This window comes from Aquiflexum gelatinilyticum, from assembly GCF_024813435.1.
Classification (GTDB): Bacteria; Bacteroidota; Bacteroidia; order Cytophagales; family Cyclobacteriaceae; genus Cognataquiflexum; species Cognataquiflexum gelatinilyticum.
The window spans coordinates 188723-215454 of record NZ_JANAEZ010000007.1; the positions used below are offsets into that span (position 1 = coordinate 188723).

General features: G+C 40.9%; 24 protein-coding genes. 5 read left to right on the plus strand and 19 right to left on the minus strand.

Annotated features, from left to right (window positions below; genetic code table 11):
• Nucleotides 1–66: 66 nt before the first annotated feature.
• From porW to uvrC, 3 genes are all read left to right on the plus strand, one after another.
• The gene (gene porW, locus NK987_RS15845; protein WP_259264634.1) at nucleotides 67–2700 is read left to right on the plus strand and encodes a type IX secretion system periplasmic lipoprotein PorW/SprE; all 2634 of its coding nucleotides are present in this window, start codon (nucleotides 67–69) and stop codon (nucleotides 2698–2700) included.
• A gap of 29 nt (nucleotides 2701–2729) precedes the next feature.
• On the plus strand, nucleotides 2730–5006 hold the full coding sequence (locus tag NK987_RS15850; RefSeq protein WP_259264635.1) for a penicillin-binding protein 1A: 2277 nt from the start codon (nucleotides 2730–2732) through the stop codon (nucleotides 5004–5006).
• A gap of 400 nt (nucleotides 5007–5406) precedes the next feature.
• Entirely contained in the window at nucleotides 5407–7245 is a 1839-nt protein-coding gene (uvrC, locus tag NK987_RS15855) for an excinuclease ABC subunit UvrC (protein WP_259264636.1), read from the plus strand.
• Between the two features lie 7 nt (nucleotides 7246–7252).
• Here the strand turns inward: uvrC and NK987_RS15860 are convergent, their stop codons facing one another.
• The 16 genes from NK987_RS15860 to NK987_RS15935 form a co-directional block, all read right to left on the minus strand.
• Nucleotides 7253–7600: a HepT-like ribonuclease domain-containing protein gene (locus tag NK987_RS15860; RefSeq protein WP_259264637.1), complete on the minus strand. Its 348-nt coding sequence runs from the start codon at nucleotides 7598–7600 to the stop codon at nucleotides 7253–7255.
• Entirely contained in the window at nucleotides 7593–7892 is a 300-nt protein-coding gene (locus NK987_RS15865) for a nucleotidyltransferase family protein (protein ID WP_259264638.1), read from the minus strand. Before NK987_RS15865 ends, NK987_RS15860 begins: the two co-directional genes overlap by 8 nt.
• Before the next feature lie 115 nt (nucleotides 7893–8007).
• Nucleotides 8008–8913 (minus strand): endonuclease/exonuclease/phosphatase family protein, encoded by a 906-nt coding sequence (locus NK987_RS15870; protein ID WP_259264639.1) that lies wholly within the window; start codon nucleotides 8911–8913, stop codon nucleotides 8008–8010.
• A 311-nt stretch (nucleotides 8914–9224) separates the two neighbouring features.
• Entirely contained in the window at nucleotides 9225–10157 is a 933-nt protein-coding gene (locus NK987_RS15875; RefSeq protein WP_259264640.1) for a lipase family protein, read from the minus strand.
• A 285-nt stretch (nucleotides 10158–10442) separates the two neighbouring features.
• Nucleotides 10443–11222: a competence protein CoiA gene (locus NK987_RS15880; protein WP_259264641.1), complete on the minus strand. Its 780-nt coding sequence runs from the start codon at nucleotides 11220–11222 to the stop codon at nucleotides 10443–10445.
• A 149-nt stretch (nucleotides 11223–11371) separates the two neighbouring features.
• On the minus strand, nucleotides 11372–11905 hold the full coding sequence (locus NK987_RS15885) for a hypothetical protein (protein ID WP_259264642.1): 534 nt from the start codon (nucleotides 11903–11905) through the stop codon (nucleotides 11372–11374).
• Between the two features lie 40 nt (nucleotides 11906–11945).
• Nucleotides 11946–13310, minus strand: a complete 1365-nt coding sequence (locus NK987_RS15890) for an SNIPE associated domain-containing protein (RefSeq protein WP_259264643.1) — start codon at nucleotides 13308–13310, stop codon at nucleotides 11946–11948.
• A 293-nt stretch (nucleotides 13311–13603) separates the two neighbouring features.
• The gene (locus tag NK987_RS15895; protein WP_259264644.1) at nucleotides 13604–14224 is read right to left on the minus strand and encodes a hypothetical protein; all 621 of its coding nucleotides are present in this window, start codon (nucleotides 14222–14224) and stop codon (nucleotides 13604–13606) included.
• Between the two features lie 19 nt (nucleotides 14225–14243).
• Nucleotides 14244–14654: a hypothetical protein gene (locus NK987_RS15900; protein WP_259264645.1), complete on the minus strand. Its 411-nt coding sequence runs from the start codon at nucleotides 14652–14654 to the stop codon at nucleotides 14244–14246.
• Between the two features lie 386 nt (nucleotides 14655–15040).
• Nucleotides 15041–15802 carry an SDR family NAD(P)-dependent oxidoreductase gene (locus tag NK987_RS15905; RefSeq protein WP_259264646.1) on the minus strand — a complete coding sequence of 254 codons (762 nt, stop codon included), beginning with the start codon at nucleotides 15800–15802 and terminating at the stop codon, nucleotides 15041–15043.
• Between the two features lie 80 nt (nucleotides 15803–15882).
• On the minus strand, nucleotides 15883–16287 hold the full coding sequence (locus tag NK987_RS15910; RefSeq protein WP_259264647.1) for a hypothetical protein: 405 nt from the start codon (nucleotides 16285–16287) through the stop codon (nucleotides 15883–15885).
• A 136-nt stretch (nucleotides 16288–16423) separates the two neighbouring features.
• Nucleotides 16424–17419 carry an NADP-dependent oxidoreductase gene (locus NK987_RS15915; protein WP_259264648.1) on the minus strand — a complete coding sequence of 332 codons (996 nt, stop codon included), beginning with the start codon at nucleotides 17417–17419 and terminating at the stop codon, nucleotides 16424–16426.
• Between the two features lie 5 nt (nucleotides 17420–17424).
• Nucleotides 17425–18072, minus strand: coding sequence for an SDR family oxidoreductase (locus NK987_RS15920; protein WP_259264649.1), 648 nt, complete (start codon nucleotides 18070–18072; stop codon nucleotides 17425–17427).
• 116 nt (nucleotides 18073–18188) lie between these two features.
• Nucleotides 18189–18929, minus strand: a complete 741-nt coding sequence (locus NK987_RS15925) for an SDR family oxidoreductase (protein ID WP_259264650.1) — start codon at nucleotides 18927–18929, stop codon at nucleotides 18189–18191.
• 51 nt (nucleotides 18930–18980) lie between these two features.
• Complete coding sequence (locus NK987_RS15930; RefSeq protein ID WP_259264651.1) at nucleotides 18981–20363, minus strand: NAD-dependent succinate-semialdehyde dehydrogenase; 1383 nt, start codon at nucleotides 20361–20363, stop codon at nucleotides 18981–18983.
• 289 nt (nucleotides 20364–20652) lie between these two features.
• Nucleotides 20653–20979 (minus strand): four-helix bundle copper-binding protein, encoded by a 327-nt coding sequence (locus NK987_RS15935; protein WP_259264652.1) that lies wholly within the window; start codon nucleotides 20977–20979, stop codon nucleotides 20653–20655.
• A 178-nt stretch (nucleotides 20980–21157) separates the two neighbouring features.
• Between NK987_RS15935 and NK987_RS15940 the strand changes: the two genes are divergently transcribed.
• On the plus strand, nucleotides 21158–21289 hold the full coding sequence (locus NK987_RS15940) for a hypothetical protein (RefSeq protein WP_259264653.1): 132 nt from the start codon (nucleotides 21158–21160) through the stop codon (nucleotides 21287–21289).
• A 52-nt stretch (nucleotides 21290–21341) separates the two neighbouring features.
• On the opposite strand, the gene NK987_RS15945 is transcribed toward NK987_RS15940, so the two are convergent.
• Both NK987_RS15945 and NK987_RS15950 read right to left on the minus strand, forming a co-directional pair.
• Complete coding sequence (locus NK987_RS15945; protein WP_259264654.1) at nucleotides 21342–21908, minus strand: glycosyl-4,4'-diaponeurosporenoate acyltransferase CrtO family protein; 567 nt, start codon at nucleotides 21906–21908, stop codon at nucleotides 21342–21344.
• A 64-nt stretch (nucleotides 21909–21972) separates the two neighbouring features.
• Entirely contained in the window at nucleotides 21973–22839 is an 867-nt protein-coding gene (locus NK987_RS15950; RefSeq protein ID WP_259264655.1) for an alpha/beta hydrolase, read from the minus strand.
• Nucleotides 22840–23210: 371 nt separating this feature from the next.
• Here NK987_RS15950 and NK987_RS15955 point away from each other — a divergent pair, with 371 nt between their 5' ends.
• A complete protein-coding gene (locus tag NK987_RS15955) occupies nucleotides 23211–24548 on the plus strand; it encodes a glucuronyl esterase domain-containing protein (protein WP_259264656.1) in 1338 nt (445 codons plus the stop codon).
• Nucleotides 24549–24744: 196 nt separating this feature from the next.
• On the opposite strand, the gene NK987_RS15960 is transcribed toward NK987_RS15955, so the two are convergent.
• Nucleotides 24745–26577 (minus strand): phosphoenolpyruvate carboxykinase (GTP), encoded by a 1833-nt coding sequence (locus NK987_RS15960; RefSeq protein ID WP_259264657.1) that lies wholly within the window; start codon nucleotides 26575–26577, stop codon nucleotides 24745–24747.
• Nucleotides 26578–26732 lie beyond the last annotated feature (155 nt).

Sequence of the window (26732 nt, forward strand, 5' to 3'; positions counted from 1 at the left end):
ATTCCGAAGCGTTTATTAATTTACACCAATTCAAGTAATTTCGACGTTCTAAGCCTTTGGCTCAACATGAATAAATTCATTTTCTTTATTTTGTTTCTTTTTTCTTTGGGACTACTGTCATGTTCTTCTGAAAAGAATACATTCACCAACAGGTTGTTTCATAATACAACGGCCAAATACAACGCCTATTATTATGCTGATGCCAAAATCCGGGAGCTTGAAACCGGTATTGCCAATAACCACAGGGAAGATTTCAGTCAGGTATTACCGGTATTTTATACGATTGACAGTGCATTTATAGATTCAAATGAAGAATTGCTTGAGGAGGTGAGGTCCTTTTCCTCCAAAGCAGTCGATTGGCACAGAATTTCAAAATGGGTAGGTCCAAGCTATTTTTTGATCGGAATGGCAGATTATTATGAAGCCAAATTCGACGATGCTTCCAATACCTTCAAATACCTCAATGTCAACGGCAAGAAAAAAGACATCCGCCATAAAAGTCTGATCCAGCTGATGAGGCTGTTTACTGACTTGGATAATTTTGACGATGCCGCCTATGTGATCGATTTTCTATCCAAAGAATCCGGGATCAGTGCTGAAAATAAATTCCAACTCTACAAAACCCTCGCTTATTACTATCACAAAAGAGGGGAACTGAATGGAAAAATCGGAGCCTTGGATAAATCCCTCAGTTATACCAAGGATAAAAAAGAGAAATCCCGGATCAATTTCATTCTTGGCCAACTCTACCAAAGGGAAGGTATCGATGCTTTGGCTTATGATTATTACCTGAAATCCGGCAAGGGTAATCCCCCTTATGAAAGGGCTTTCTTTGCACAGCTTTATGCCCAGCAAGTAGCAGAACTGAATCAAACCAAGGATATAGACAAAGTCAGGAATTATTTTGACGGGCTTTACAAAGACAGCAAAAACAAGGATCTGAAAGATGTCATCCTTTTTGAAAAAGCAAATTTTGAGTTGAAGCAGGGAGAAATCGAAGCTGCAGAAAAGCTTTTGATCAGAGCCGCCAAGGAGGATAGTCAAAATCCCATCCAAAAAGGCTACATCTATGAAAAACTCGCCATGATCAATTTTGATAAAAAAAATGATTTCAGGGCAGCAAAGTTTTATCTCGACAGTGCTTTGGTAAATTTCCGTCCAACTGATCCACTTTTTGATGACATCACCGACAGAAAAGAGATCTTGGACAAATATGTTTTTCATTATGATATCGTCACCAAAAATGATAGCCTGCTTCTTCTTGCTGACCTGAGTCTTGAAGCACAGACGCTGATAGCAGAAAATTTCATCAAGCAGGAAGAAGAGCGCCTGCTGAGTGAAGCAGCAGCCAAAGAGGACAAAAAAGCCACTGGCATATTTGATAACCTGTTGGCATTTGGTGGCAGAGGAGGCAGTGGAGAATCTTTTTATTTTGATAATTCTCTTGCCATCCAACAAGGATCCATCGACTTCAACAGGAATTGGGGGAATAGGCCATTGCAGGATAATTGGAGAAGAACTAGCCAAAATTTTCAAACCTCATCCACCAGACCTGTGGAGGTGACTACTGCGCCCACTGATTCGGTCAGCACAGAAGAAAACCCAATCTTGTCCCAGATACCTTCAAAGGAAGAGTTATTGTCCAAAATCCCAAGCAATCCGGATCAGATCAAAGAAATGAAACTGGAATTGGAGCGCTCCTACTTTGAGTTAGGTAAAATCCTGTTTTTTGATTTGAAAAACCCACCTATCAGTATCGAAAACCTCGAGAGCCTGATCACCAAATATCCGAATACCATCAAAAAACCGGAGGCATATTACATCCTTTACCTAGCAAACAAAGAAACAGGAGGCAATACTGACATTTTTGCCCAGCGGCTCAACAGGGAATTTCCTGATTCACCCTTTACTATGTCGGTTAATAATCCTGATCAGGCATCAGGCAATGTGGCTTTCTTGGAGTCTTCACGCAGCTATAAGCAAGCCTACGAGTTATACTACAACGGTCAATATGCAGACGCCAAGGCACTCGTAAGGTCCACACTGGAAGCGCATCCCCTGACAGCCAACACCGACAGACTGCTGCTTTTGGACATCATGATCACCGGCAAGACTGAAGAAATATCGAGATTTCAGGAAAGGCTGGAAAATTATATACAGACTACCGAAGATGAGGGTCTTGCAGAAATGGCAAGAAAAATGCTTGGTACTTTTAAAGTAGATGAAGAGCAAGCTGAAGCTGAAGTATCTGAAGAAACAGAAACCCAAACTGAGGAAGAAACCGTTGCCGAAGAAGGCGTGGCAGAAGAAGCCGAAGCGGAACCCGAGTCACCTTACAAAAATAATCCTAACCAAACACATATATTTGTAATCGTTTTGGATGCAGATAAATCAGGGGAGTCCAAAAATCTCCTTGCTGACCTTGAAAAATTCCACAATGAGAACTTCCAGGGTTCAAGGCTGCGAACAGGAAACATGAACTTAAGCAGGGAAAATACGATATTCATTGTAAGTCCATTTATCTCTGCCCAAAAAGGAATTGAGTATAGGGAGAAATTCCTAGAGGGATTCGACAATGCCTCTATGACGGATGAGGACAAAGCCAATTGTTTTCTGATTTCGATTGAAAACTTCCAAGAACTGAACAAAAGAAAGAACCTCGACGAATACAGAAGTTTCTACAACAATACCTATTATTAATCTATCACTGATTCAATACCAAATCATAGATGACCCAAAAAATAATTAAATATATCTGGATGGTTTTTGCAGCGGGACTCTTGGGTTTCGTTTTGTTTGTCTGGGCAGTAAGTGGAAATTTCCTCGGACTTTTCGGTGAGTTGCCTGATTTCAAAGAACTGGAAAATCCCCAAAGTGAACTGGCTTCCGAATTGTATTCTTCTGATGGCGTTTTACTGGGAAATTATTTTAGGGAAAACAGAAGTCCTGTTGCCTACACAGACCTTTCCCCAAATTTGGTCAATGCCTTGATCGCAACAGAGGATATCCGTTTTAATGACCATTCGGGCATTGATTTCCTCAGTATGGGCCGGGTATTATTTAAGTCCATCATACTGCAACAGGGAGCAGGAGGAGGAAGTACACTCAGTCAGCAGACTGCCAAAAACCTTTTCAAAACAAGAAACCTTGAATCTCAGGGAATATTGAGCAGGATCCCCGGATTGAGGATGCTGATCATCAAAACCAAAGAATGGATCGTAGCAACCAAGCTGGAAAAGTCCTATACCAAAGAAGAAATTCTGACTTTGTATCTCAATACTTCTGAATTTGGCAGCAATGCCTACGGGATAAAAACCGCCGCAAAAACCTTCTTCAACAAAGAGCCAATCGACCTCAATATCCAGGAATCAGCCACTTTAGTCGGCCTGTTCAAAGCACCTTCTTATTATAGCCCTGTCTTTAATCCTGATAATTCCTTGAGAAGAAGGAATACTGTTTTGGGACAGATGGAAAAGTACGAGTACCTGACAGAGACGGAATATGATTCCCTATCTAAACTTCCTATCGAATTGGATTATCGAGTCGGCAACCAAAACCAAGGTTTGGCGACCTACTTCAGAGAAGTAATCAAAGCAGACCTGATCAAATGGTCAAAAGAAAACCTAAAATCTGACGGAACTCCTTATGATTTGTTTGGGGATGGACTCAGGATTTATACCACCATTGACAGCCGCATGCAGCAGTATGCAGAAGAAGCTGTCGACGAACACATGCGTGAGTTGCAGAAAAAGTTTGAGAAGGAAATGGGTACCCGGGCTCCTTGGATTGACAGTGATGGAAGAGTCATCCCGGACTTTTTGGAAACTGCCGTCAAGCGGACTGATGCTTACCGCAATCTTGTCAAAAGATATGGCGCCGGAGCCGACTCAATTGATATCAAATTGAATGAGAAAAAGAAAATGAAGGTTTTCTCATGGGAAAAGGGAGAAATCGATACCCTGATGAGCACCATGGATTCCATGAGTCATTACAAGAAACACCTTCAGACCGGATTTGTATCCATGGATCCGCATACAGGGCATATCAAGGCTTGGGTAGGTGGCATCAACCACAAATATTTCAAATTTGACCATGTGAAGCAAAGCAAAAGACAGCCGGGTTCAACCTTCAAGGCTTTTGTCTATGCTGCAGCTATCGAAAACGGCTACAGTCCATGCTACACTGTAGTAGATCAGCCTGTGGAAATCAACACCCCGGGGCAACCTACCTGGAGTCCAAACAATGCTGATGGGAAATTCTCCTACGAAAAGATGACAATCCGTCTCGCGATGGCTCAGTCTATCAACTCGGTTACGGCATTTATGATGAAGAAACTGGGACCAAAAGTAGTGGTAGAAACCGCACACCGCCTTGGTATCACATCAGACCTTGAAGAAGTCCCTGCACTTTCCTTAGGTACATCCGATGTATCGGTATATGAAATGGTAGGAGCCATGGGCACTTTTGTCAACAAAGGAGAACATATCACACCATTTTACATTGACAGGATTGAGGATAAAAACGGTAACCTTTTACAGCAATTTACCCCTAAGAAAAAACCTGCCATGAGCGAAGAACACGCTTACTTGATGGTATACATGCTCCGTGGAGGTTTTGAGGAATCAAGAGGAACGTCTCAGGGTGTTTCTTGGACAATCAGAGGAGATGGCAATGAACTTGCCGGCAAGACCGGGACAACACAAAACGCTTCTGATGGTTGGTACATAGGCATGAGCAAGGACCTTGTGTCCGGTGCTTGGGTCGGTGGTGACGACAGGGCGATCCACTTCAGAAGTTGGGTCAGCGGCCAAGGTGGTCAGACGGCGAGACCGATTTGGGTCAAGTACATGGCAAAAGTCTATGCAGACCAGTCTTTGGGCTATACCAAAGGCCCCTTCCCAAGACCTGAAAGACCACTCAGCATCGAGATCGATTGTGACAAATACGAATTGGAAAACAGCCGGTTCACGGATTTTGAATACGACCAGAAGAAGAATGATTTTTAAAAAAAGTCGACAGACCACAGTCCATAGCTGAAAGTCGACAGTCCACAGTCGACAGTCCATAGCAGGCTTAAATGAACTTCAAGCATATAACCAATGGAAAAGCGGTTTATGCATGTTCTCTTTAAATTGTTTGGTTTAAAAATGTTCGACTCCGAAGGAGTCGCATATTTATAGACAAACGGATGTTTATAAACATACAAACCCAAAAGGGGTTGAAATATTGAGCTTTGTATTTTGGAAATACATAAGCATTGAATTGGAAAAAAATAGAGATTGAAAATCCTTTGCAGTGGCTTTGGACTGTCGACCGTGGACTATGGACAATTAAAACTGTAAAGAAAACCAAAACCAAGACCTCAAGACAGCCTTTCACAGGGCTGTTTTTTTTATATTTGCACCCATGCAGGCATCCTCTTACAGCGTCGAAGACTACCATTCCCTTCCGGATCTTCCGGGGGTGTACAAGTATTTCAATGCCGAAAATGAACTCATCTATGTAGGTAAAGCCAAGAGCCTAAAGAAACGTGTGGCTAGCTATTTTGTCAAAACCCTCGGCATCAATTACAAAACCAAAAGAATGGTGAAGGAGATCCGAAAGATCGAAATCACCATCGTAGACACCGAGTTTGATGCCCTGCTGCTGGAAAATAACCTGATCAAAAAGATCCAGCCCAAGTACAACATCATGCTCAAGGATGACAAGACTTATCCTTACCTCCTGCTGACCAATGAACCTTTTCCCCGCTTATTTCCCACAAGGAGAATGATCACCGGAAGGGGAACGTACTTCGGACCTTTTGCCAGTGTCAAGGGCATGAACAATGTCCTCGAACTGATCCGCAGCATCTTTACCATCCGTACCTGCCGCCTCGACCTGAGTCCACCCAAGATCAAAGAAAAGAAGTACAAAGTCTGCCTGGAATACCATATCGGCAATTGCCTTGGACCCTGTGAAGGCTTGCAGAACGAACCCGATTATTACAAAGAGATCGAACAGGCCAAGCATATCCTCAAGGGAAATCTAGGCGTGCCCAAGATCCACTTCAAAAAGAAAATGCAGGAGGCTGCTGAAGGCTTGGCTTTTGAGCGGGCACATTATTTCAAAAACAAACTCGAACTCCTCGAAAAATACCAGGCCAAATCCATGGTAGCCAATCCGGCCATCCACGACCTCGATGTCTTTGGGATAGAGTCGGATGAAAAATCTGCCTATGTCAACTTCCTCAAAATCAAAAACGGCGCTGTCATCCTTACTAAAACCGTCGAACTCAAAAAGAAACTGGACGAAACCGACGGAGAACTGCTTCTGACAGCCATCATCCGCCTCCGGGATCAATTCAACTCCGAGTCACTGGAAATTATCGCCAATATTCCCCTCGAAGAGGAATTTGAAGGACTTAACTTTGCCGTCCCAAAAATCGGGGACAAAAAGAAACTCGTAGAACTCTCCCTCAAAAACGCCAAGTACTACAAAAAGGAAAAGCTTTTGGCTTCAGGTGAAGTACAAGACAAAAAGAACCGCGTGCTCCGGCAGCTTCAATCCGACCTTTCTCTCAAGGAACTACCCATCCACATCGAGTGCTTTGACAACTCCAATATCCAAGGCACCAACCCTGTGGCAAGCATGGTCTGCTTTATCAACGGAAAGCCCGCCAACAAAGAATACCGACACTTCCATATCAAGACTGTCACCGGGCCCAATGACTTTGCGAGCATGAAGGAAATCGTGGGCAGACGGTATGAGCGCATCCTCGAGGAAGCAAAACCACTTCCCAACCTGATCGTCGTCGATGGGGGAAAGGGACAACTGTCTTCCGCTGTGGAGGCGCTGAAGGAACTCGGCATCTATGGTCAGGTGCCGATCATCGGGATTGCCAAGAGGCTGGAGGAAATCTACTTTCCCGAAGACAACTACCCGCTGCATATCGACAAAAAATCCGAATCCCTGCGTCTGATCCAAAAAATCCGGGACGAGGCACACCGCTTTGCGATCACCTTCCACCGTCAGGTCCGCAGCAAAAACGCCTTCAACACCAAGTTGACCGACATCGAAGGCATCGGCGAAAACACCGCCAACAAACTCCTGAAGCATTTCCGATCCTTCAAAAAAATCCAGGAAGCCAATATTGAAGCACTTGTGGAAGTCGTTGGAAAAGACAAAGCCGAGAAGGTTTTTTTGGCGGTGAGGCCGGAGGGGGATCAAATTGATGAGAGGGAGTCAAGCTCCACAGGTGACTAGTAGTTATTTAGTTTTCTTCGATTAACGCATCAACTTCGACTTTTAATTTAGGAAGATGATTTGTTAGAATTGACCAAATATTCTCATCGGAAACATTGTCATAAGCATGAATAACCTGATTTCTTAATCCAATAATTGCTTTTGCATTACTGATTTTCTCAGTAAAAGAATTGTTTCGAGTAATTATTCTGTTAACAGCTTCGCCAATAATCTCAAGATTTCTTTCGACAGCTCTTTTGAGCATTACATTATCCCTGTACTTGAAAAAATCTTTTTCTTCTTCTGGAAAAAAGCTATCAATTTCGTCGATAAAGAGTTTAATATCATAAAGCCATTTAAGAATTCTCTCATCCATAAATAAGGGCTTTAGATTTATTAATTGACTTGATTAAGATTGGGTTTTTTAGAGTTTGCTCTTCTACTAAGTCAACTTCACGTCCAAATAATTTCTCCAATCTTTCCTTGAAATCCATATAGTTGTCAAAATACTTTGATAATTCAATGGGTTTAAATTTTACAAGAAAATCAATATCACTTTCTTTATTGAAGCTAGAATTTAGTGCTGAACCAAATAAGTACATCTTTTCCACATTGTACATGGAACAAAGTTTTTTTAAGTCTTCTATATTTCGGTCAACTATTCCCATGAGGCAAATTTAGGCATAAAATGTACAATTTTTTGTGATGACAAAATAAACACCGGCGACCTAAGACTTCTTTTCAAACACCTCCCGCCGTCAGGTCCCCAGGTATCGTGGAAACTCAATAATCCAAACGAAATTCAACCACTACTGGCAGATGATCTGATAAGATTTGGGTAGTGTCAGTACTAATGACATTTGCTTTAGTCACTTTATCAACCAAATTTTTTGACGCAAAAATATAATCCAGTCGTCTTTGATCCCCATGTTCGCCTTCTTTTTCAATCAATGTTGGAAAGCTTCCTGTAAAAGCATAGGAAGAGCCACGCATCTTGGCATCAAGATCAGTGAATCCAAAATCCATAACTTCCTGGATCACTGAATAATCCAGATTACCCTGATTTAGGTTTACATCTTTGTTCTTTTTGTCCATTTCATCGAAAAAAGGTTCCAGCCTTCCATGTGCATAAAATTCCGAATCAAGTGGAGAGAGGTTATTGAAATCGCCGGCAAGGATTACTCCGGCATTTGAAGGAAGTCCTTCAACATCCTTAAGGATTTGATCTATTTCGTTTTTTCTGAATTCCCAGTTGCTGGGGTGCAAATGAATAACGTAATAATATATGTCCTGTATCTTCACCCGCAGTAAGCCATGATGGAAGCCTTCTTTGATTCTGACTATATCTTCTATGGGATATCGGGAAGTAATACCGGTTGGAAATCCATCCTCTTTCAACAAGACCGAGTATGCATGCCCATAACTTTTGGCATCTTCAGCTAACTTTTGATGGGTATATTCATTAAGTTCCTGAAGTGATACAATATCAGGTTGTTGCCCGTTCATCCATGCAATCCATGCCTTTTTTCTTTCCGGTACTTCAGTAAATCCATACCAGACATTGTAGCTGATAATTTTCAGATTATCGGATTTTTGATTTACCTTATTTTTCTCTGAATTACACGAATAGAAAAATAAAGTACTTAGCAGGATAATGGCTGTTGTTCCGATCTTGACAGATTTATTCATTATTGAAGTAATTTTAATGCTCCCAAGGATTGTATAGCAACAATACTAGTTGTTATTTTTCAATTACGTAATAATACCCACATTTGGCGAAATATTCCATCCACTAATCTTACAAAAAATATCGAAGCCCTTGCCGATTCGTAGGCAAAGACAAAGCGAAGAAAGTTTATTTGGCAGTGAGGGGGGAGGAGAATCAGAATGAGGGGGAACAAACCACTTTTCAGTGAAACACTATCTAATTTGGGTAGGGGTACAGTTTCTTTGTTTAGGGTTTCCTCAATCCAAATAGTTAAAAATAGAATGCTAGATTATTAATTTTTTCCGTTTACTAAATCTTCTATTCTTCCTCTATAAAGTTCTATGTTATGTTCTTTAATTCTATTAATAAACATCAGTTTTGAAAGCCACTTTATATTTTTATAATTTTCTTCTTTCGATATATTTTCAATTCTTTGGCCATTTAATCTATATTCATTTCTACTATTTTCATAGCCCAACCATTTAGGAGGAACTACAGGCACAATATCCATAGTATTGTATATGTGAAAAGGGTTTTTTAAATGGACTACTCCTGCCAAATTGCAGTATCTTGGCATTCCAAAAGTATAGCAAGAATTAATTGAAAAATGACTATTAACATATAAATTTCCAAAATACTCTGAAAAGATCGCATTAAATATGGAGGCCATAGCTCCTCCTAGTGAATGTCCGGTCACATAGATTGGAACTTTAGATTGTTTTTGCCACTCATTTAGCTTTTGGCCAATTTCTTCAAAACTAGTATGGATAGCTTTATAAAAGCCCTTATGAAATTTATAATTATCATTCTTTTTAAATGTGAATTTTGAAACTTGCAAATTAACATACCAATCGTATAAACTCTGTGTTCCTCGAATGGCCACTATGATTACTTTAGAAGTTTTAACGATTGTAGTTGATGCAAAATATCTATTTATTAAATGAAATTGAGCAAATTCTCCACTTTGAAACAGAGAAGAAGAGTTAGAAGGTATTTTACCAGAATGAAGAATTTGATAAGTTTCGCAAGGTATTAATTTGACTCTCTTGTCAGTTTCTAACTCATATTCAGAAATATTCCAATATGCTATTTCGGAAAAAATAGAACAACAATATGCTTTTTTAATACCGAATTTATTATCATCCCAATTTTCTTGATTTATTATGTCTTTTATTTTAAGAAAGGGATCATAAGGCCAATTTATTTTGTTTTCTACATTTTCCATTTCTAATTTTTCTTTTATATCTCCTTACTCTTTTTTGTAATTTATTACGCCAATTTCTGATAATCGGATTTAACTCGCACAAGCTTAATTTCTAGATTTACCTAAATTTAGAGGGAATTCAGCAAAATTACTATATGTTACATGGCATTTTCATTTTGCCAAAATCCTTAAATTAATTAATAACAATTTTTTATTCTGGAGGGGAATTAGAAGGAAAAAGGTGCAGGTTTGGAGGATAGCCGTAGTTAAGTATATGGCCGCCGATTCGATTATGGTTTTTTATTATTAAAATCGTCTTTTTCTAAAAACTCTTTGTTTATGACGATTAATTAAATCATTTACAGAAGCATTTGAAATGTCTCGTTTATGTTCAAGTATTATATTTTGAATATTTGGTATCAACTTGTAAACCAATTCATCGAATCCATTATCATTATGAACAGCAATAAATTCTTTCCGTGAGAAAGACATTAGGTAAGCCTCTTCTTTAAGGTTTAAAGGAAGAAGAAACCATAAAGGTGATTTATTAAGTTCGCAAAAATCAAAAAAGACAGGAGCGCTGCAATTCAACCATTCATTTAAAAGTCGGGATTCTCTTGGGAAGTTTACTTTTCGGATGTTTACGTTTCCAACCGGTGCTCTTGAACTCCCTTCCAATACTTTTTGAAATTGTCCTTTATCTGTTTTTCTTCTTAAACCATTTATTACCCACACCAATTTTGAGTAAAATTTGTTTCTAGAATTGCGTTCATCAGAATTTATAAAAGAATGCTGAAACTCTAAAACCCAATCTTTATGAGTTTTTATGTCTGCTATATGTTTCTCACCTTTTCCATCAAAATGAACTATTTCTTGCCATCCTGCAGGGAATCGATTTTTCCATTGTCTATGCCATTCAGTTTCGTTTTCCCACCAAATGTCACAATTTCGAGTTCCTTTATGTGACCAATGATTTATATTGATCTCACCGCATTTAGCTATTAACTCTGAACCACAACTAGGGCAGATGCCTGTTGCTCCTTTTACAGCTTCAATTTTATCTCCATTGACAAAGGCATATTTCATTGGCAAACGATTTTAAATCTGCATGTTAAACTCCCCTCAATAATTTCTATATTCAAGAATTTTGTGGATATTCCTCAATAACTTAAACTTAATTTCTTCTAGTTAAAAATCCAATCCCCCATCTGCCTATAAATATTATTAGGAATTCCTTACCCCTTTAAAAGTTTAATGTCCTTAAATGTTTGAACAAGTAAATCAAATACTTCGTTTGCAACTAAGCCAAATCCTGCATCAACAAGTTTACCCTTTAACATTTGTCTCCAATCTTTTTTACCCAAAACATCAAGCAATTTCTTTAAAGTCTCAATCTCGTCCATCAGGTCATCATAGGTGATTTGTTGTCCGACTTCAATTCTTTTTAGTCTTTCTAATAATTCGTCCAGTTTACTTTTTAATATCTCTTTTTCTATTGGATCGATTAAGTCCTGAGGGTCGTATTTTTCTACACTAAGATCTTCTATGTACTCAACTCCGACTGAAGTAATCATTGCATCAGTACCTGCCTTATCCGATACTATATTAATTAAACCTTCTTCAGCTAATGATTTTGCTATACTATCTGATTCACTGCTATTCGTCTGTCCAGAATTACTTATGATTTCCTCAACATTATAGTAATTCCCGTCAAACCTTTTTGCATAAAGTGATTTGAGTAGAATTAATTTTTTGTCCTTTATTTTCATGTTTTTAAGCGATAATAAGTGATGGCCCACAGCCTATTGTCTATAATTTAAGGCTACTTGGGAATTCTTCTTCAATCAACTCATCAACAGTTTTAGGCTTGACTTGGGAATTGAGTTTTTCAAGGATCGCCAAAGTTTCTCTATATTCCATTGCTTCCGGTAGCTTGGAAAATTCCGCTTCAAGTCCAATTTCCTTTACCTTTTGTTCAATCTCATCTAGTGTAACATTGAAGAATTCTTTTCGGTAATTCAACATATTTACTTTCTTGTTTGTGAAGGCCTTATGCAAATCATTCTCAAGGGTCCTTGCCTCATCTGAATAAATCATCGCGTGAATATCAAATTGAAAAGGAACTGAAGCATCTCCCAACTCTTTCACCCTATCGATTGGTTCTAATCTTCTTGTCATTCCAATCTTGTATACATTTTCTCCGAATGAGCCGATATTTGAAATAATATAAATGTGTCCTCGCTTGGTCTGCTGAGCCATTGATAGGGCTCTTTCTTTTTTCTCTTGTGCCTCTCTTAACTCTTGCTCCAATTTCTCAATTTGAGCTTGAAGCTTTTCGTGTTTTTCCCCTGTTGAGGCTTCGAATTCTTTTCGAGCTTTATCCAAGGCTTTCTGATATGCAGCTTCCTCTTTTTCTGCTTCCCTTTGAGCTTGCTCAAATTCTCGTTTTGCTTTTTCTTCCTCTCTCAATTCTTCTTGAATTGCCCTCATTTCTTCTTTTTCTTGCTGTCTTTTTGCTTGGTATTCGTATTCGAGAATGAGTTCTTTCTTTTTCAAGTCTAGATATTGGTAATTCAAATAAACTTGAAAACCCTGTCCCAATTTATTTATGGCATCAAACAACTTTTGCATACGCTCTTTCATTTGGTTGACGTTATTCCATTTTACCTTGGAAATTAAAACATCACATTCTCCATTGAAAGCCCTTAACATGAGTTTTTTGTAAACCTTGACAATTACGCGACCCTTTGCTTCACTACCTTCTACTGTCCAATTTGTGTTACATATTGCGGCAGTGTCGGCTGTAATCATTTCTTTTTGAATTTGAATGATTTTGTTTTGCTCCTCGCGATAGTCGTCGGATTTTTCAAAGTCATAAATAGGTTCATAGATACCAAATTCAATTAGGTCTAATTTGCTTTCAAATACACTAACCTCCTTTCTAAGATTTTTATAGGTCTCTAAAGCACCTTGATAATTAGAATTTAATGCATTGAACTCAGCTTCTAAGTTTTTTATATCAGAGTTTTTTAAACTGATTAATTGATCCAAGTTCTTTTTCTGACTTTCCACTTCCTGTTCTATGTCAGAGATTGATTTGTATCTCTCGAGTTTTAGCTTCAGATTTTTAATTTCCTCGAGCTCTTTTTTCTTTAAAAAGTCAAATAGTCCCATTTTTGGTTCGATTTAAATTTAAATTATCATTTTGTTCCATTTGAGAAATAGAGTCTGGGTAAACTTCTCAAAAATTAATTTTTCCTTTTTTAAACATATAACTAAAAAATAATATATCCAATCCACCCATCAGGTCAATTATTGACTTGCGGGATTTGGGTATGGAGTTCCCGGATTGCTACTAAATAAAAAAACCGTACTTTCTGAAAGTACGGTTTGGGAAATCTTCCAACACAGTTCGGAATGATGATTGCTTCTTGACCTGTTTTATGTTGGTATGGACAGTGGATGATTTAGCGGAACAATCCAAATTTCAATCCCATATAGCCTGTCAATCCTGAAATATCTGACTGATTGAAATTGCGGTACTCCATCTGTCCGACAAAGCGGTAACCGGCCCCGACATTCAACCGGACGTTTTTGTGGAGGTTGACTTCCAATAAGGCCGAGGGTTCGACCTGAAAGAAATTGGCTTCGCCAAGACCTGCATTGCCGTTTTCATTGTCCATTTCCACTTCACCATATCCGATGTAAAGGGGAAAAGTTACATGCACCAGGTTATTGGACAATAAGGTGTATTCCGCAAATCCGCCGACTGACCAATAATCCATATAGACATTGGGAGCGGTTTCGCTTTGCGGCCGGATATCATTTATGGAGGTATTGAAATACGCGCCAAAGGCAATATTGTCCTTCAGGCTTACCCCGCCTCTCAGGTTGAAAAGTGAGGCACTGCCTCCGTCCATTTGGGTAAAGCCAAAAGACGGGGCTACAAAAAAGCCCAAATCTTTGGTATTGATTCGTGTATTCTTTCCAAAAAGGGTTTTGGCTTTGCCTTCTTCTTGGGCCAACAGATTACTATGGGAAAGTGTCAGGCAAAGAACTATTAGTGTGGAATAGAGGAGTGTTTTCATATTATGGATGTTAGGTTTTTTACTGTTGTTGGAATACGAGTTTGTCGCCGCTATCTTCAAATCTGATGGTATTCCCACTTTGGGAGATAAAATACCAATCATCGCTGAGTTCGTACAGCTCGGAACTTTCCGGAAAATCCATCCGCAATTCTACCCGGCCGTCATCCCTGAAAACAAGGTACGTGCCGTTGATGGAGGTTCCTGTTTTGGAGGCGACCACCGAACCATTTGAGTTGAACAAAAAAGTATAAGGACTGAAAATTGCTGTTTTGTCCCTTCCATCTTCGACAAACTCTGTTATAATCAATCCATCAGGCAAGCTGAGTGAAGCATTGATGGATTCGGTCGAATTCTGAGGGCTGAGGTTGTCCTCATTTTCACAGGCAGTAAGCGCAAACAAAATGCAAAATGCGATTAGGATTCTAGTCATATTTCTGATCTTATTTAGGTTTAGTCCAAATAACGATAAGGGTATTTATGGGTTGGGTTTTTTGAATTATTTTTTTCTTTTTCCGTAAAAAAACCCCTTCTGACTGCTTGTAGAAGTATTAATCAGAATGAAACCATCCCCAAGCCATTGGCTTGCTTTGTCTCTCACTTACTTTTTGACAATACCAGATGTGGATTTTCATTATTCAAAAGGGCTTCAGAAAAAGGGGTGGGCAATACGACAAATTCCGGAGTAAGAAAAAAAAGTGTTTCAATACCTTCCGAAGGTCCGCGTCATACTCCGGAAGGTAGCCACATATTTCCCTGAGTACGCAGGGATTTCAAAAAATAGCCATTAAATCAAAAAGGGTAAAACGCTATTAATTTCTACTGAACATTGATACCGCCATCAATTACCTGTGTCGTACCTGTGATAAACTGACTGTCATCACTTGCCAAAAACAAGACGAGTTTTGCGATTTCGATGGGTTTGGCATACCGGCCGAGCGGGATGGTAAGCTCGAGTTGCTTCTTGACAGCCGAACCCTGACCCGGGGAAAATCCTTCTTCGAGCGAGCGCATCATGCGGTTATCCACAGGAGAAGGATGTACACTGTTGACTCGGATTTTTCTGGGAGCAGCCTCCACCGATGTCGCACGCATGATGCCTACGCCGGCATGTTTGCTGATGATATAAGCACTGACATTGGGACTGCCAAGCAAGCCTGCCACCGAGGAGGTGATGATGATGCTGCCGCCGTCATTCATGTGGGGCAAGACGTATTTATTTCCCAACCATACACCCCGCACATTGACGGCAATCACTTTGTCAAACATTTCTTCCGGGTAGTCAACGATCGGTTTTACCGTTCCCTCAATTCCTGCATTGTTAAAAAACACATCGATTTTCCCAAAGGCTTTTACAGCCGTTTCCACGTACCTTTGGACATCCGCTGCTTTGGTCACATCCGCCACACAATACAGCACGGCTTTTCCTCCCAATTCTTTCACCGCTTTTTTGAGGGGCTCTTCCTCCAAATCTACCAAGAGTACTTTTGCTCCTTCTTCCAAAAACAGCTTGGCCGTGGTCATGCCAATACTGCCTGCGCCACCGGTAATGATCGCAACCTTGTTCTCTAATTTTTTCATCTCAAATTGCGTAAATTAAAATCCATTTTTTTTCACTTCCTGTTGTTTAAATTCCGCATGCGGCAACAGCTTTGTCAGTTTTATTGATTGGATTCCTTTTCTTTCATCTTTTTCATCATTTCCATCATTTCCGGGTTTTTCATCATGGACTTGCACATGTCCGTCATCATGGTGGTGTCTTCTTTGGCGGTTTCCATCATTACTGACATCATGCGTTTTGACATTTCAGGATTGTCTTTCATCATTTTCTTCACCATACTTTTGTCCTCCATCATGGCATTCATTCTTTCGTGCATCAGCATTTTGCCATGGTCACCGGACATGATGGTCTGCATCATTTCTTTTGACATATCATGGTCACTGGCTATGTTGTTCATAATCTCCATCCTGGAATCTGATTCTGAAAGAGCTTGCTTCGGAGACTGACATGAAGCAAACAGCGCGGTGAGTGCAATAAGCCCAACAAATTTTTGTAGTGTTTTCATAGTTTTAGTGTTTGGTTTTTTATGAGTATTCACAATGTTGCACTTTGGGCTTGAGGAGACTTTATCGTATGCGGATACTTGTCCACGGAACCTGAGTTGCAGCCTGTGATAAACACTGTTCTGTTTTCCGGCTTTTTCATATTTCTACAATCATTTTTCCTTTATTTTTTCCATCAAACAAATCAATAAATGCCTGGGGAATATTATCGAACCCTTTCACAAGGGTTTCGCTGAAGGTGATTTTGTCGTCTTTTAGCCATGCTGATAATTGTTTAATGGCAGCCGGAAATTTTTCCTTTAAATCACCAATAATAAATCCTCTCATAGTAGCACTTTTGGTGAGGATGAGGGGCTGCAATCGGGGACCCAGCTGAATCTCAGTTTCATTGTAGAGCGATATAGCCCCACAAACAGGCAATCGGGCGTACTTATTTATGTTTGCTAAAACAGCGTCGGAAATCTCTCCGCCGACATTATCAAAGTAGATATCTACACCATTCGGGCAGGCAATTTTGATGGCATCTTTTAAATTTTTTGCTGTTTTATAATTGATGGCATGATCGAAATTAAACTTTGATGTGAGTAGAGATACTTTTTCATCCGAACCGGTAAGGCCAACCACCCGACAACCGTGCAATTTGCCGATTTGACCCACTATTGTCCCAACAGCCCCTCCTGCTCCGGAAACGACAAGGGTTTCGCCATTCTTAGGCAACCCTATTTCCATCAAGCCTAAATAAGCCGTAAGCCCTGTCATTCCTAATATTCCCAAATAGCTTGATAATTTTGCGTCAGTTTTATTCACCTTGACTAAGTCTTTGCCATCAGAAATCTGATATTCCTTCCAATCCAAATTACTCGAAACAAAATCACCCTTTTTGAAATCGGTATGTTTACTTTCTTTTACCTCGGCGATAATTCCCGATTGAATGGGTTTATTTAATTCAAATGCAGGGATATATGATTTCGCATCATTCATTCTGCCTCGCAGATATGGATCGACGGAGACATAAACTGTTTTTAATAGGACCTCACTGTCTTTTGGTGCCGGCATCTCTTCGCTCGTGATTTTAAAATCATGAAGCGTTGGTTTTCCGTGCGGACGTTTGTTCAAAAGGATAATCTTGTTCATGATTTTTAATTTTGGTGGACGGCTTTCTCTATAGGAACTTCTCCACTTATAATTTCGAAAACTTGGTTCTGTTTAACGCCATCTTCCAAGGCTTCCACCAATGTTTTAGCCACATCCGCTCTTGAGATACTCCCCTGAATTTTCAGTTTCTCATTGAGTTGAATTTTGCCTGTTCCATCCTCGTCTGTCAAATGGCCGGGTCTTACAATACTGTAATTCAAACCACTTGAACGCAGATGATCATCTGCATTTTGCTTTGCTCTCAAATATTCTTCAAGTTCATCACTCACAGATGGATTATCTGCTCCCATGGAGCTCAACATGACAAACTTCTCAAGTCCTGCCTCCTTGGCAGCATCTGTTAGCCTTTTTGCGCCCTCCTGATCCACACCTATTATATTTTTACCTTTTGATCCAGCCGCAAAAATTACTTTATCCGCATTTTTCATTACGTGGTTTACATCTTCCTCTAAATCGGCAAGTACCGTAGATACGCCTTGCTTTTCAAAATAATCTTTTTGATCTTGTTTTCTGACCATCGCTATAGGTTGATAGGCTTCTGATCTTTTTAATAAACCGATGATGATTCTCCCTGTGGTTCCGTTGGCACCTGCCACTAATACATTTTTTCTTACTATTTGTAAGGCTTTCATATTTTTTGGTTTTAATAATTTTAGATTACCTATGCTGTTTATTTCTTAGAAATTCTCCATGACTGACATGCACAAGTCGACCAATGTGCCCAAGCTATGAGAACTGCAGGCGCAGCTTACTTTTGCTCAGTAGGTAGGATATGCACATCATTTACATTCACTCGAAGCGGTTGCTTGAGGGCATAATAAATCGCTTCCGCTATATCCTCTGATTCAAGTGCAGTCATCTTCTGCATTTCTGATAGGTTACCTAAAATATCTTCATCAGTTATGGTATCCAGTAGGTTTGTAGCTACAGCTCCCGGTTCTATAGAGGTCACGCGTATACCATACGTTGGAGCTAACTCCTGTCGCAGTCCTTCGGTAAACATTTTCACTGCGGCCTTTGTGGCACAATAAACGGCGCCGCCCGGAAAATAACTATAAGCTGCGGTTGATGAAATATTGATAATATGTCCGCTTTTATTTTTTATAAGCGTAGGAAGAACAGCTGCGACACCATTCAACACACCTTTTATGTTTACGTCTACCATTTTATCCCACTCGTTGGTTTTGAGTTTCTTAACAAACGATAAAGGCATCAACCCTGCATTGTTAATTATGGCGTCTACAGTTCCATAAGCTTCGAGCGTTTTGGCAACTAACCTGTCCATATCAGGCTTCTTGGTAACGTCTGCAATGACAACCAAGGCCTCACCAGTTTCCTTTTCGATGGACTTCTTCAGCGCTTCAAGTTCATCTTTTCTACGTGCAGAAAGTACTACTTTAGCACCCTTTTTAGATAGTTTTAAGGCTGTTGCTTTGCCTATACCACTGGAGGCTCCTGTTATTATGATGACTTTTCCTTTCATTTCCATTTTATAATTAATTTTAGTTTCAATGAAATTATGTTTTGATGCAACCGCATGTTAAAATGGATCATTGAGCTCACTTACACGGATGAGCTTCTTATTGACAAATTCATGGATTCCCAATTCCGAAAGCTCACGGCCAAATCCCGAACGCTTGGTTCCTCCAAAAGGAAGGTCAGCCTGTGTCCAGGTAGGGTGGTTGATAAATACCATTCCGGCATCAATCTGATCCGCGATCCGCTTCCCGCGCTTGATATCCTGTGTAAAAACAGATGCCCCCAAACCAAAATCAGAATCGTTGGCAAGGATGATGGCAGCCTCTTCGTCTTTCACCACATAGAAGGAAGCCACCGGACCAAATAATTCTTCATGGTAGGCAGCGATACCCGGTTTCAGGTCGGTGAGTATGGTCGGTTCCATAAAGGCACCTTCACGGTCTGGTCGTTTTCCTCCCAACAGAACTTTAGCCCCTTGGTCAACGGAGCGTTTTACCTGATCCGCCAATTCCACAGCTGCTTCTTCGCTGCTCAAAGGACCCAATTCTGTCTCCGGATCCATCGGATCACCTACTTTCATTTTTGAAAGCGCGTCCTTAAATTTTTGGATAAATGTGTCAGCAATTGATTCTACCGCAATGAAACGTTTGGAGGCAACACAACACTGACCGTTGTTATTCATCCTGCCCACAACAGCCCATTCGACGGTTTTATCGATATCGGCATCTTCCAGGATTATAAAGACATCGTTTCCGCCAAGCTCCAAGACCACCTTTTTCAAATATTTCCCGGCTTCTATGGCGATACTTGCACCGGCCTCTTCGCTTCCCGTCAGGGAAACTCCCTTGATTCTTTTGTCAGAAACAAGTGTAGATGCGTGTTTGCCTGAGATAAAGAGATTGGTGTACAACCCCTCAGGCGCTTCTGCTTCTGCAAAAAGTTCTTCCAGGGCAGCGGCACATTGTGGCACAATCGAAGCGTGCTTGAGCAAAACAGTATTGCCGACCATGATATTGGGGGCGACAAAGCGCGCTACCTGATAGAATGGAAAATTCCAGGGCATTACACCCAACAAAACCCCGATAGGACTATTGCGGATAAGGGCAGTTCCATATTCAGGATCGAGAACTTTATCTGCAAGAAATTCCTCTCCGTGATTTGCGTAATAATCAAAAATATCAGCGCTCAGGTCGATTTCACCTTCGGCCTGCGACAGGATTTTTCCCATTTCCAGGGTGATGGTTTGAGCGAGTTCAGATTTTTTGACCCGCATAAGGGTGGCGACTTTGTGCAACAAATCCGCCCTGTGCTGGTAACTTGTTTCTTTCCAGCGGGTAAAAGCTTCTTGTGCATTGGCTACTTTTCCTTCCACTGCCGTCTCTGTCATTTCTTTGAATGACTTTACTGTCTTGTTTGTAAAAGGATTGGTTGTTTGAATGGCCATATTGGTTTGTATTTAATTTGATGGATAAGGATCTCTTCCTTATCTGTCTCGTAAGCCTACTTCCATTCCAAAATCCGAATTGGAGGAATCAAAAATGGCAGTAGACCTAAATGAAGGCTTTGATGAATTGACTTGTCAACCCAGCACAAAGTGTTAGGCTATAGTTGGCATTTGTTGCGTTATTTGCTCAAAAAATTGTCTCGAGGAGAATGGTTGGCCTCCTTATTTCGAAGTTTTCAAACCAAAAAAAACAGCATCAATAGTCCTCCCTCTTCCGGCTTGATTGAGATCAGGCTTTGGCAGAATCCATTTGTTCACAGATCTCTGCACATTTTTTACAGGCTTCTGCACAGACTTTACAGCTATCATGGTGAGCGGCATGTTTTTCACATTCGGCAGCACATGCCCTGCAAATTTCTGCACACAGGGCGTGGAGACCCGATCCGTAAGCAGATTCCCTTGCATCAAACCTTGCACACAATGCACAGATGTCAGCACAGTCCCGGCATATTGAGATACAATCCAGATTGCTTTCTTTGATACAATCAGTGATGCATTTTTCGCAGGTCACCACACAGGCCAAACACGCGTCAATGCAGCTTTTTAAGTTTTCCATTTTATTGTGGTTTACGTGAAAAAAGAATAATTGCAATGCTAAAGGTGGCCATCTTTGTATGAAGAGGCATTACGGATTTCCGGGAACATGTTATGTCAATCCCACATTTTGCTTATTTACTGTGGTAAAGGTTTGGTTAATCTGTTGTTTTCCTTTTTCCAAAAAATTTCTGTTGACAATGGATTACTACCATCAATATGGTTGTGAAACAGGGGGATTTTATCGACTTCTTATGGGCTACCTCAGCACATACCTCAAAGGAAAAAAAGAGTATTTCGGTGTCTACGGAAAGTATCCTTCAGGACTCTGATTTTTGAATTGTTCTGAAAAACCAGTTTAAAAAGGCTTGAAAAATTCTTTGATCAGGAGCTGATATACTTTTTCAATCTTTGAATCTGCACCCGATGTATCCGCTGCAAAATGACGGGATAAAGATTGAAAGGAATATTCAATGCCATTGTCAGCAAAACTATTTGGAAATGACCCATCTGCAGAAGGAAAGCACAAGCAAAAGAAATAACCACAAATGCCGCTAAATGTCCGAATTCTGATTGCCGGGTCTGAAAGTCAAAATCTTTGATGCCTGATTTGGTCCCGTCAAAGTATTTTTTGCGGTTCTTTTCTTTGCCCCAATGGATCATCATTAAAAATGACCTGAAGTATTTGACTCCCAAATAACGATAGGCTTTTGTGATCGCTTTTGGATTTTTGACCACATAGTAGGAATCAGGCATCAACCTGCTGCTTGGATAGACAAAGCCTGTAAATGCGAAGATTCCTGTAACGAAGAGGTTGAGCAATATGGCCAAAATAAAGCTTAACAAAAATGAAAACTCTTCTTGGGACACGGAACTGAATACCATAAAAAGCTTATAGGTATTATAAGCCAAGAAGATGGACATCAATGGGAAAAATATCTTTTTTGCCATAGCTATTTATTCATGATTAAACCAAAAATGGAAGAAAGTAAATTCGCCAAACCATGCTCCCTTTTCATTTGCTTTTGGTGTACAAGAGTTCAATCCCATCATAGATGCCCTGAGGCAAAACAGAATTATGGGTTGCGTTTTCGTATTGTTTGTAGGTCATTACTAATTTTTCGTTGTCTTTGGATTTCAACTCTTCTGTAAGTTTTCCCAAAGGAATCTTCAACATATTGATTTCTCCTGTGCCCATTGCGATGAACATCTTCGCTTCTTTTTGACTCAGAAGGGAGGCTTTGTCCTGAAATATTTCCGAATCATTCCACCATATAGCTGGAGCAAGCAGGATGTAATTGGCAAATAAATCATTGTAATTCACAAAAGAGTAAAAAGCCAATAAGCCTCCGAACGAATGGCCCAAAATACCCCTAGTCTTAGCATTGACTTTGTATTCTTTTTCTATTGTCGGGATAATTTGGTTTTTCAGAAAATGCATAAAATGCTCGGCACCACCTGTGTTGGTTTCATCTAAGAACATACCGCCAAACTCAATTTTTAATTTCAACCAGCTTAAGTCATAAACGGTAGGCGTGTAATCCATATTCCGCTGTTTGTGCCAGTCTTTTTCATTTCCTACTGATAATATTCCCACCAAAATCACCTCCTCCATTTCGCTCGACATGGCTTTAAGGCGATAGCATCCTCTGACCATATCCTGTAGCCAATAAGCATCAAGGTAATAGAGGATTTTGTATTCTTTCTCAGGTTGGTAAGCTGACGGAAGTGTTATTGCGAGTTCGTAGGGTGCGCCTTTGTCGTTTTTTAGTTGTTTGATAATTGTTTGGGGAGGGCTGTTTTCGGGAGAAATGCTTTGGGACTTAGATTGAGATACAATCATAATCAAAGCCATCGAGAGGAATAAAAGTTTTTTGTACATGAGCTGGAATAATTTTGTGGTTTTAATAGTAGGCTTTCCGAATGCCCTAACAGAATTCGAAAAAGAGTAATTCTATCAATGTTGTCTCTTCTTTGAAAACAAAGCTTTAACCGGATATGAAAAAGATTGATAGACAAATTGATTACCCAAACTAACCCATTTTTTTGGGAAGTGCAATCATTCTGTTGGCAAGTTAGAAGCGCTGAGTGATTGCATGGAATATTGCTTTGCGGTAGATGACCAAGGTCCGATCTACAGCAAAGGCTTATTTTTGATTCATCTCACCCCCGAAGGAACATATTCAACCATTCTTCAAACATCCCTTGAATAAGCAGGATGACATGCTTAAATTTTATAATAAATACCCAAAAATGAGACATTCCCTTCCGCTTCTTTTTCTGTTTTTGATCCTGATTTCACTTCCTTCTTTTTCGCAGATGTCACAACAGGCAAGGGACAGCATTGCCAAACTGAGTCGGGAGGACCATCAGTTGATGATGGACATGCTTGGCATCAAGTCCCTCCGTCCCGGACCATCCGGCAATCCGGAAGCGCCAAATGCCGCAAATGCTGACGAATCTAAAGCGACAGCCTACACCTCGCTTCCCGATCCTTTGGTCTTCGATAATGGTTCCAAAGTCAATACTCCGGAACAGTGGGAATCACGTAGGCTTGAAATCAAAGAAGCTTTTGACAGAGAAATCTACGGTCGGATTCCCGAAAATGTGCCTGCGGTGACATGGAAAGTAAAATCTGAAAAGGACAGCCTCATCGGCAACACACCAGTCAAAGTCCGTGAGTTGCTCGGCATTGTGGACAATTCATCATATCCTTCGATAGAGGTCACCTTGGAAATGACCATTACCACACCTGCCAATGGGAATGGGAAGGTTCCTATGGTTTTGGAATTCGGTTGGAATTTTCCTGCCAATTTCCGTCGACCTCCTCAGGACGGTAAGCCTTGGCAAGAACAGATTCTGGATAATGGTTGGGGATATGCCATTCTCATACCGACTAGCTATCAGGCTGACCACGGTGCCGGACTGAGAGGCGGCATCATCGGCTTGGTCAACAAAGGCGAACCTAGAAAAGCAGATGATTGGGGTGCACTTCGGGCTTGGGCTTGGGGAGCAAGTCGGGCCATGGATTATTTTGAAACTGACAAAAAAGTAGATGAAAAGCGTGTCGTAATCGAAGGCTTGTCCCGGTATGGCAAAGCAGCAATAGTAGCCATGGCTTATGATGAGCGTTTTGCAATCGGCTTTATCGGTTCCTCAGGTGCGGGTGGTGCTAAAATTCTTCGCCGCGTTTTTGGAGAACAGGTAGAAAACCTTGCTTCCTCTGCGGAATACCATTGGTTTGCACCCAATTTTATCAAATATGCAGGACCGCTAAGTCCAAATGACCTTCCCGTCGATGCCCACCAACTCATTGCGCTCTGTGCGCCGAGGCCGGTATTCATCAGTGTGGGTTCGCCGGAAGTCGAAGGACAATGGATCGATGCAAAGGGAATGTTTTTGGCCGGAGTGTATGCCGGACCGGTGTATCGGCTTTTGGGAAAAAATGATCTGGGAACGGATGTTTTTCCTCCACAGGAAACAGGTCTTCTAGAAGGAGAAATCGCCTTCAGACAACACAGCGGCGGCCATACGGTCGTCCCGAATTGGCCGACATTTATTCAATACGCACAGCGGTACTTTTCCAAATAGAACTTGGTTTCAGAAAATTTTTCTAAAAAAAACAAATCCCCGAGAAGAGCTACTTCCCGAGGATTTTCCAATTTAAAAGGACCTTGATATTCCCTTTGTTTCCAGTTGGTTCAAAAACAAATCTTAACGTCAATTGGGGGATAAATATCTATCAATATCCAATATCAGTTTTTAAGCATTATGCATTTTCAATGGCTTAATGATCTCCTCTCTCGGATGCAAGATCCACCTTATCCGGTGATCTCCAAAGCGCAGATAGCAACAATTCTCTCATGAAGAAAAACTCTTTCGGGACTTTGTCATAGGCTTTTTCGAACAGCTCACTGTGGCCAAGCAATTCAGTCTTCCAAGGCTCCGGCTCGATCATCATGATCTTGTCAAATTCCTCTTTGCTGAAATCATGCATGCCTTCCCAGTCCATGTCTTTGTACCTAGGTCTCCAGCCAATCGGACATTCGACAGCAGAAATCCTTCCTTTGCAACGGCCGATGATCCACTTGAGTACACGCATGTTGTCACCGAATCCCGGCCAGATGAAGTTGCCTTCCTCGTCTTTTCTAAACCAATTGACACCAAAGATCCTTGGGGCGTTTTGCAGGTCTCTGCCAAACTGTAGCCAATGGTTGAAATAGTCTCCCATGTGGTAGCCCATAAATGGCAGCATCGCAAATGGATCCCTTCGGACTTTTCCTACTTCACCAAAAGCTGCCGCGGTAGTCTCCGATCCCATTGTCGCGGCCATATAGACACCAAAATTCCAGTTGAAAGCCTGGTAGACCAATGGCACCGTGGTGCTCCTTCTTCCCCCAAAAACGAATGCAGTGATCGGCACTCCCTCGGCATTGTTCCACTCCGGATCTATTGCAGGGTTTTGATTTGCCGGAGCTGTAAAACGGGAGTTGGGATGAGCTGCGGGTTTTCCGCTTGCAATGTCATAAGGTTTGCCATGCCAGTCAGTAAGACCTTCAGGCACTTCTTTAGTCATGCCTTCCCACCATACATCTCCATCATGGGTCACAGCTACGTTGGTAAAAATCGTATTTGCCCGGATGCTTTCCATGGCATTGGGGTTGGTCTTGTAGTTGGTGCCGGGAGCCACGCCAAAGTACCCTGCTTCGGGGTTGATGGCGTGTAATCTTCCGTTTTCTCCTTTGTGAATCCATGCAATGTCATCGCCGATGGTGGTGATGCGCCATCCTTCCATTTCTTTGGGAGGGATCATCATGGCAAAGTTGGTCTTACCGCAGGCGCTTGGAAATGCTGCTGCGATATAGCTTTTTTCCTTTTGGGGACTTTCCACACCTAGGATCAGCATGTGCTCAGCGAGCCATCCTTCTTCCCTTCCCATGGTGGAAGCAATTCTAAGTGCAAAACATTTCTTTCCCAAAAGGGCATTTCCGCCATAGCCGCTGCCGTAGGAAATGATCAGTCTTTCTTCAGGGAAATGAGAAATGTACTTGACAGTAGGGTTACATGGCCACTTGACGTCTTTTTGTCCCGGCTCCAAAGGAGCACCAAGGGTATGGATACATTTGACAAAATGCTCATCAATGTATTTCAGGATAGGTGCTCCCATTCTGGTCATGATTCTCATGTTGACGACCACGTACTCGCTGTCTGTAATCTGAACACCGTATCTGGAAAGGTGTGAACCCACCGGACCCATACAAAAAGGAATGACATACATCGTCCTGCCTTTCATGCTTCCGGCAGTAAGCCCGTTCAAAATTTCCTTCATTTCAGTCGGATTCATCCAATTGTTGGTCGGTCCGGCATCTTCTTTTCTTCTGCTACAGATAAAAGTTTTGTCTTCGACCCTAGCTACATCGCTTGGGTCCGAAAAACATGCAAAACTATTCGGTCTCTTCTCCGGATTGAGTTTGATGAAGGTTCCTTTATCCACCATTTTTTGACAAAGTATATCATACTCTTGTTCGGAACCATCACACCAATGGACATGATCCGGACCAAAGTGGCCCGTCATTGAATCCACCCAGTCCTTTAATTCAGTTTTGATTTGTGTCAGCATAGTTTCTTGATTTTAGCAGATTGTTTTTTTAAAGTTAAAATTTGGGTTTAGAAGTTAATCGTAGTTTTTTTTGTTGTAAAAATACAGGCACTCAATCCAAAAAGCCTATTTCTTTCTTTATTTAGAATTTTATATTTATTGATTAAATTTTACCT

Coding starts and splice junctions, on each gene's coding strand:
- NK987_RS15900 (WP_259264645.1), bottom strand. CDS start 14,654: ATGACTAGAATCCTAATCGCATTTTGCATTTTGTTTGCGCTTACTGCC.
- NK987_RS15945 (WP_259264654.1), bottom strand. CDS start 21,908: ATGGCAAAAAAGATATTTTTCCCATTGATGTCCATCTTCTTGGCTTAT.
- NK987_RS15955 (WP_259264656.1), top strand. CDS start 23,211: ATGAGACATTCCCTTCCGCTTCTTTTTCTGTTTTTGATCCTGATTTCA.
- NK987_RS15890 (WP_259264643.1), bottom strand. CDS start 13,310: ATGGGACTATTTGACTTTTTAAAGAAAAAAGAGCTCGAGGAAATTAAA.
- NK987_RS15905 (WP_259264646.1), bottom strand. CDS start 15,802: ATGAAAAAATTAGAGAACAAGGTTGCGATCATTACCGGTGGCGCAGGC.
- NK987_RS15860 (WP_259264637.1), bottom strand. CDS start 7,600: ATGGATGAGAGAATTCTTAAATGGCTTTATGATATTAAACTCTTTATC.
- NK987_RS15895 (WP_259264644.1), bottom strand. CDS start 14,224: ATGAAAACACTCCTCTATTCCACACTAATAGTTCTTTGCCTGACACTT.
- NK987_RS15850 (WP_259264635.1), top strand. CDS start 2,730: ATGACCCAAAAAATAATTAAATATATCTGGATGGTTTTTGCAGCGGGA.
- NK987_RS15915 (WP_259264648.1), bottom strand. CDS start 17,419: ATGAACAAGATTATCCTTTTGAACAAACGTCCGCACGGAAAACCAACG.
- NK987_RS15925 (WP_259264650.1), bottom strand. CDS start 18,929: ATGGAAATGAAAGGAAAAGTCATCATAATAACAGGAGCCTCCAGTGGT.
- NK987_RS15875 (WP_259264640.1), bottom strand. CDS start 10,157: ATGGAAAATGTAGAAAACAAAATAAATTGGCCTTATGATCCCTTTCTT.
- NK987_RS15870 (WP_259264639.1), bottom strand. CDS start 8,913: ATGAATAAATCTGTCAAGATCGGAACAACAGCCATTATCCTGCTAAGT.
- NK987_RS15910 (WP_259264647.1), bottom strand. CDS start 16,287: ATGAAAACACTACAAAAATTTGTTGGGCTTATTGCACTCACCGCGCTG.
- uvrC (WP_259264636.1), top strand. CDS start 5,407: ATGCAGGCATCCTCTTACAGCGTCGAAGACTACCATTCCCTTCCGGAT.
- NK987_RS15935 (WP_259264652.1), bottom strand. CDS start 20,979: ATGGAAAACTTAAAAAGCTGCATTGACGCGTGTTTGGCCTGTGTGGTG.
- NK987_RS15885 (WP_259264642.1), bottom strand. CDS start 11,905: ATGAAAATAAAGGACAAAAAATTAATTCTACTCAAATCACTTTATGCA.
- NK987_RS15950 (WP_259264655.1), bottom strand. CDS start 22,839: ATGTACAAAAAACTTTTATTCCTCTCGATGGCTTTGATTATGATTGTA.
- porW (WP_259264634.1), top strand. CDS start 67: ATGAATAAATTCATTTTCTTTATTTTGTTTCTTTTTTCTTTGGGACTA.
- NK987_RS15865 (WP_259264638.1), bottom strand. CDS start 7,892: ATGGGAATAGTTGACCGAAATATAGAAGACTTAAAAAAACTTTGTTCC.
- NK987_RS15920 (WP_259264649.1), bottom strand. CDS start 18,072: ATGAAAGCCTTACAAATAGTAAGAAAAAATGTATTAGTGGCAGGTGCC.
- NK987_RS15960 (WP_259264657.1), bottom strand. CDS start 26,577: ATGCTGACACAAATCAAAACTGAATTAAAGGACTGGGTGGATTCAATG.
- NK987_RS15880 (WP_259264641.1), bottom strand. CDS start 11,222: ATGAAATATGCCTTTGTCAATGGAGATAAAATTGAAGCTGTAAAAGGA.
- NK987_RS15930 (WP_259264651.1), bottom strand. CDS start 20,363: ATGGCCATTCAAACAACCAATCCTTTTACAAACAAGACAGTAAAGTCA.
- NK987_RS15940 (WP_259264653.1), top strand. CDS start 21,158: ATGGATTACTACCATCAATATGGTTGTGAAACAGGGGGATTTTATCGA.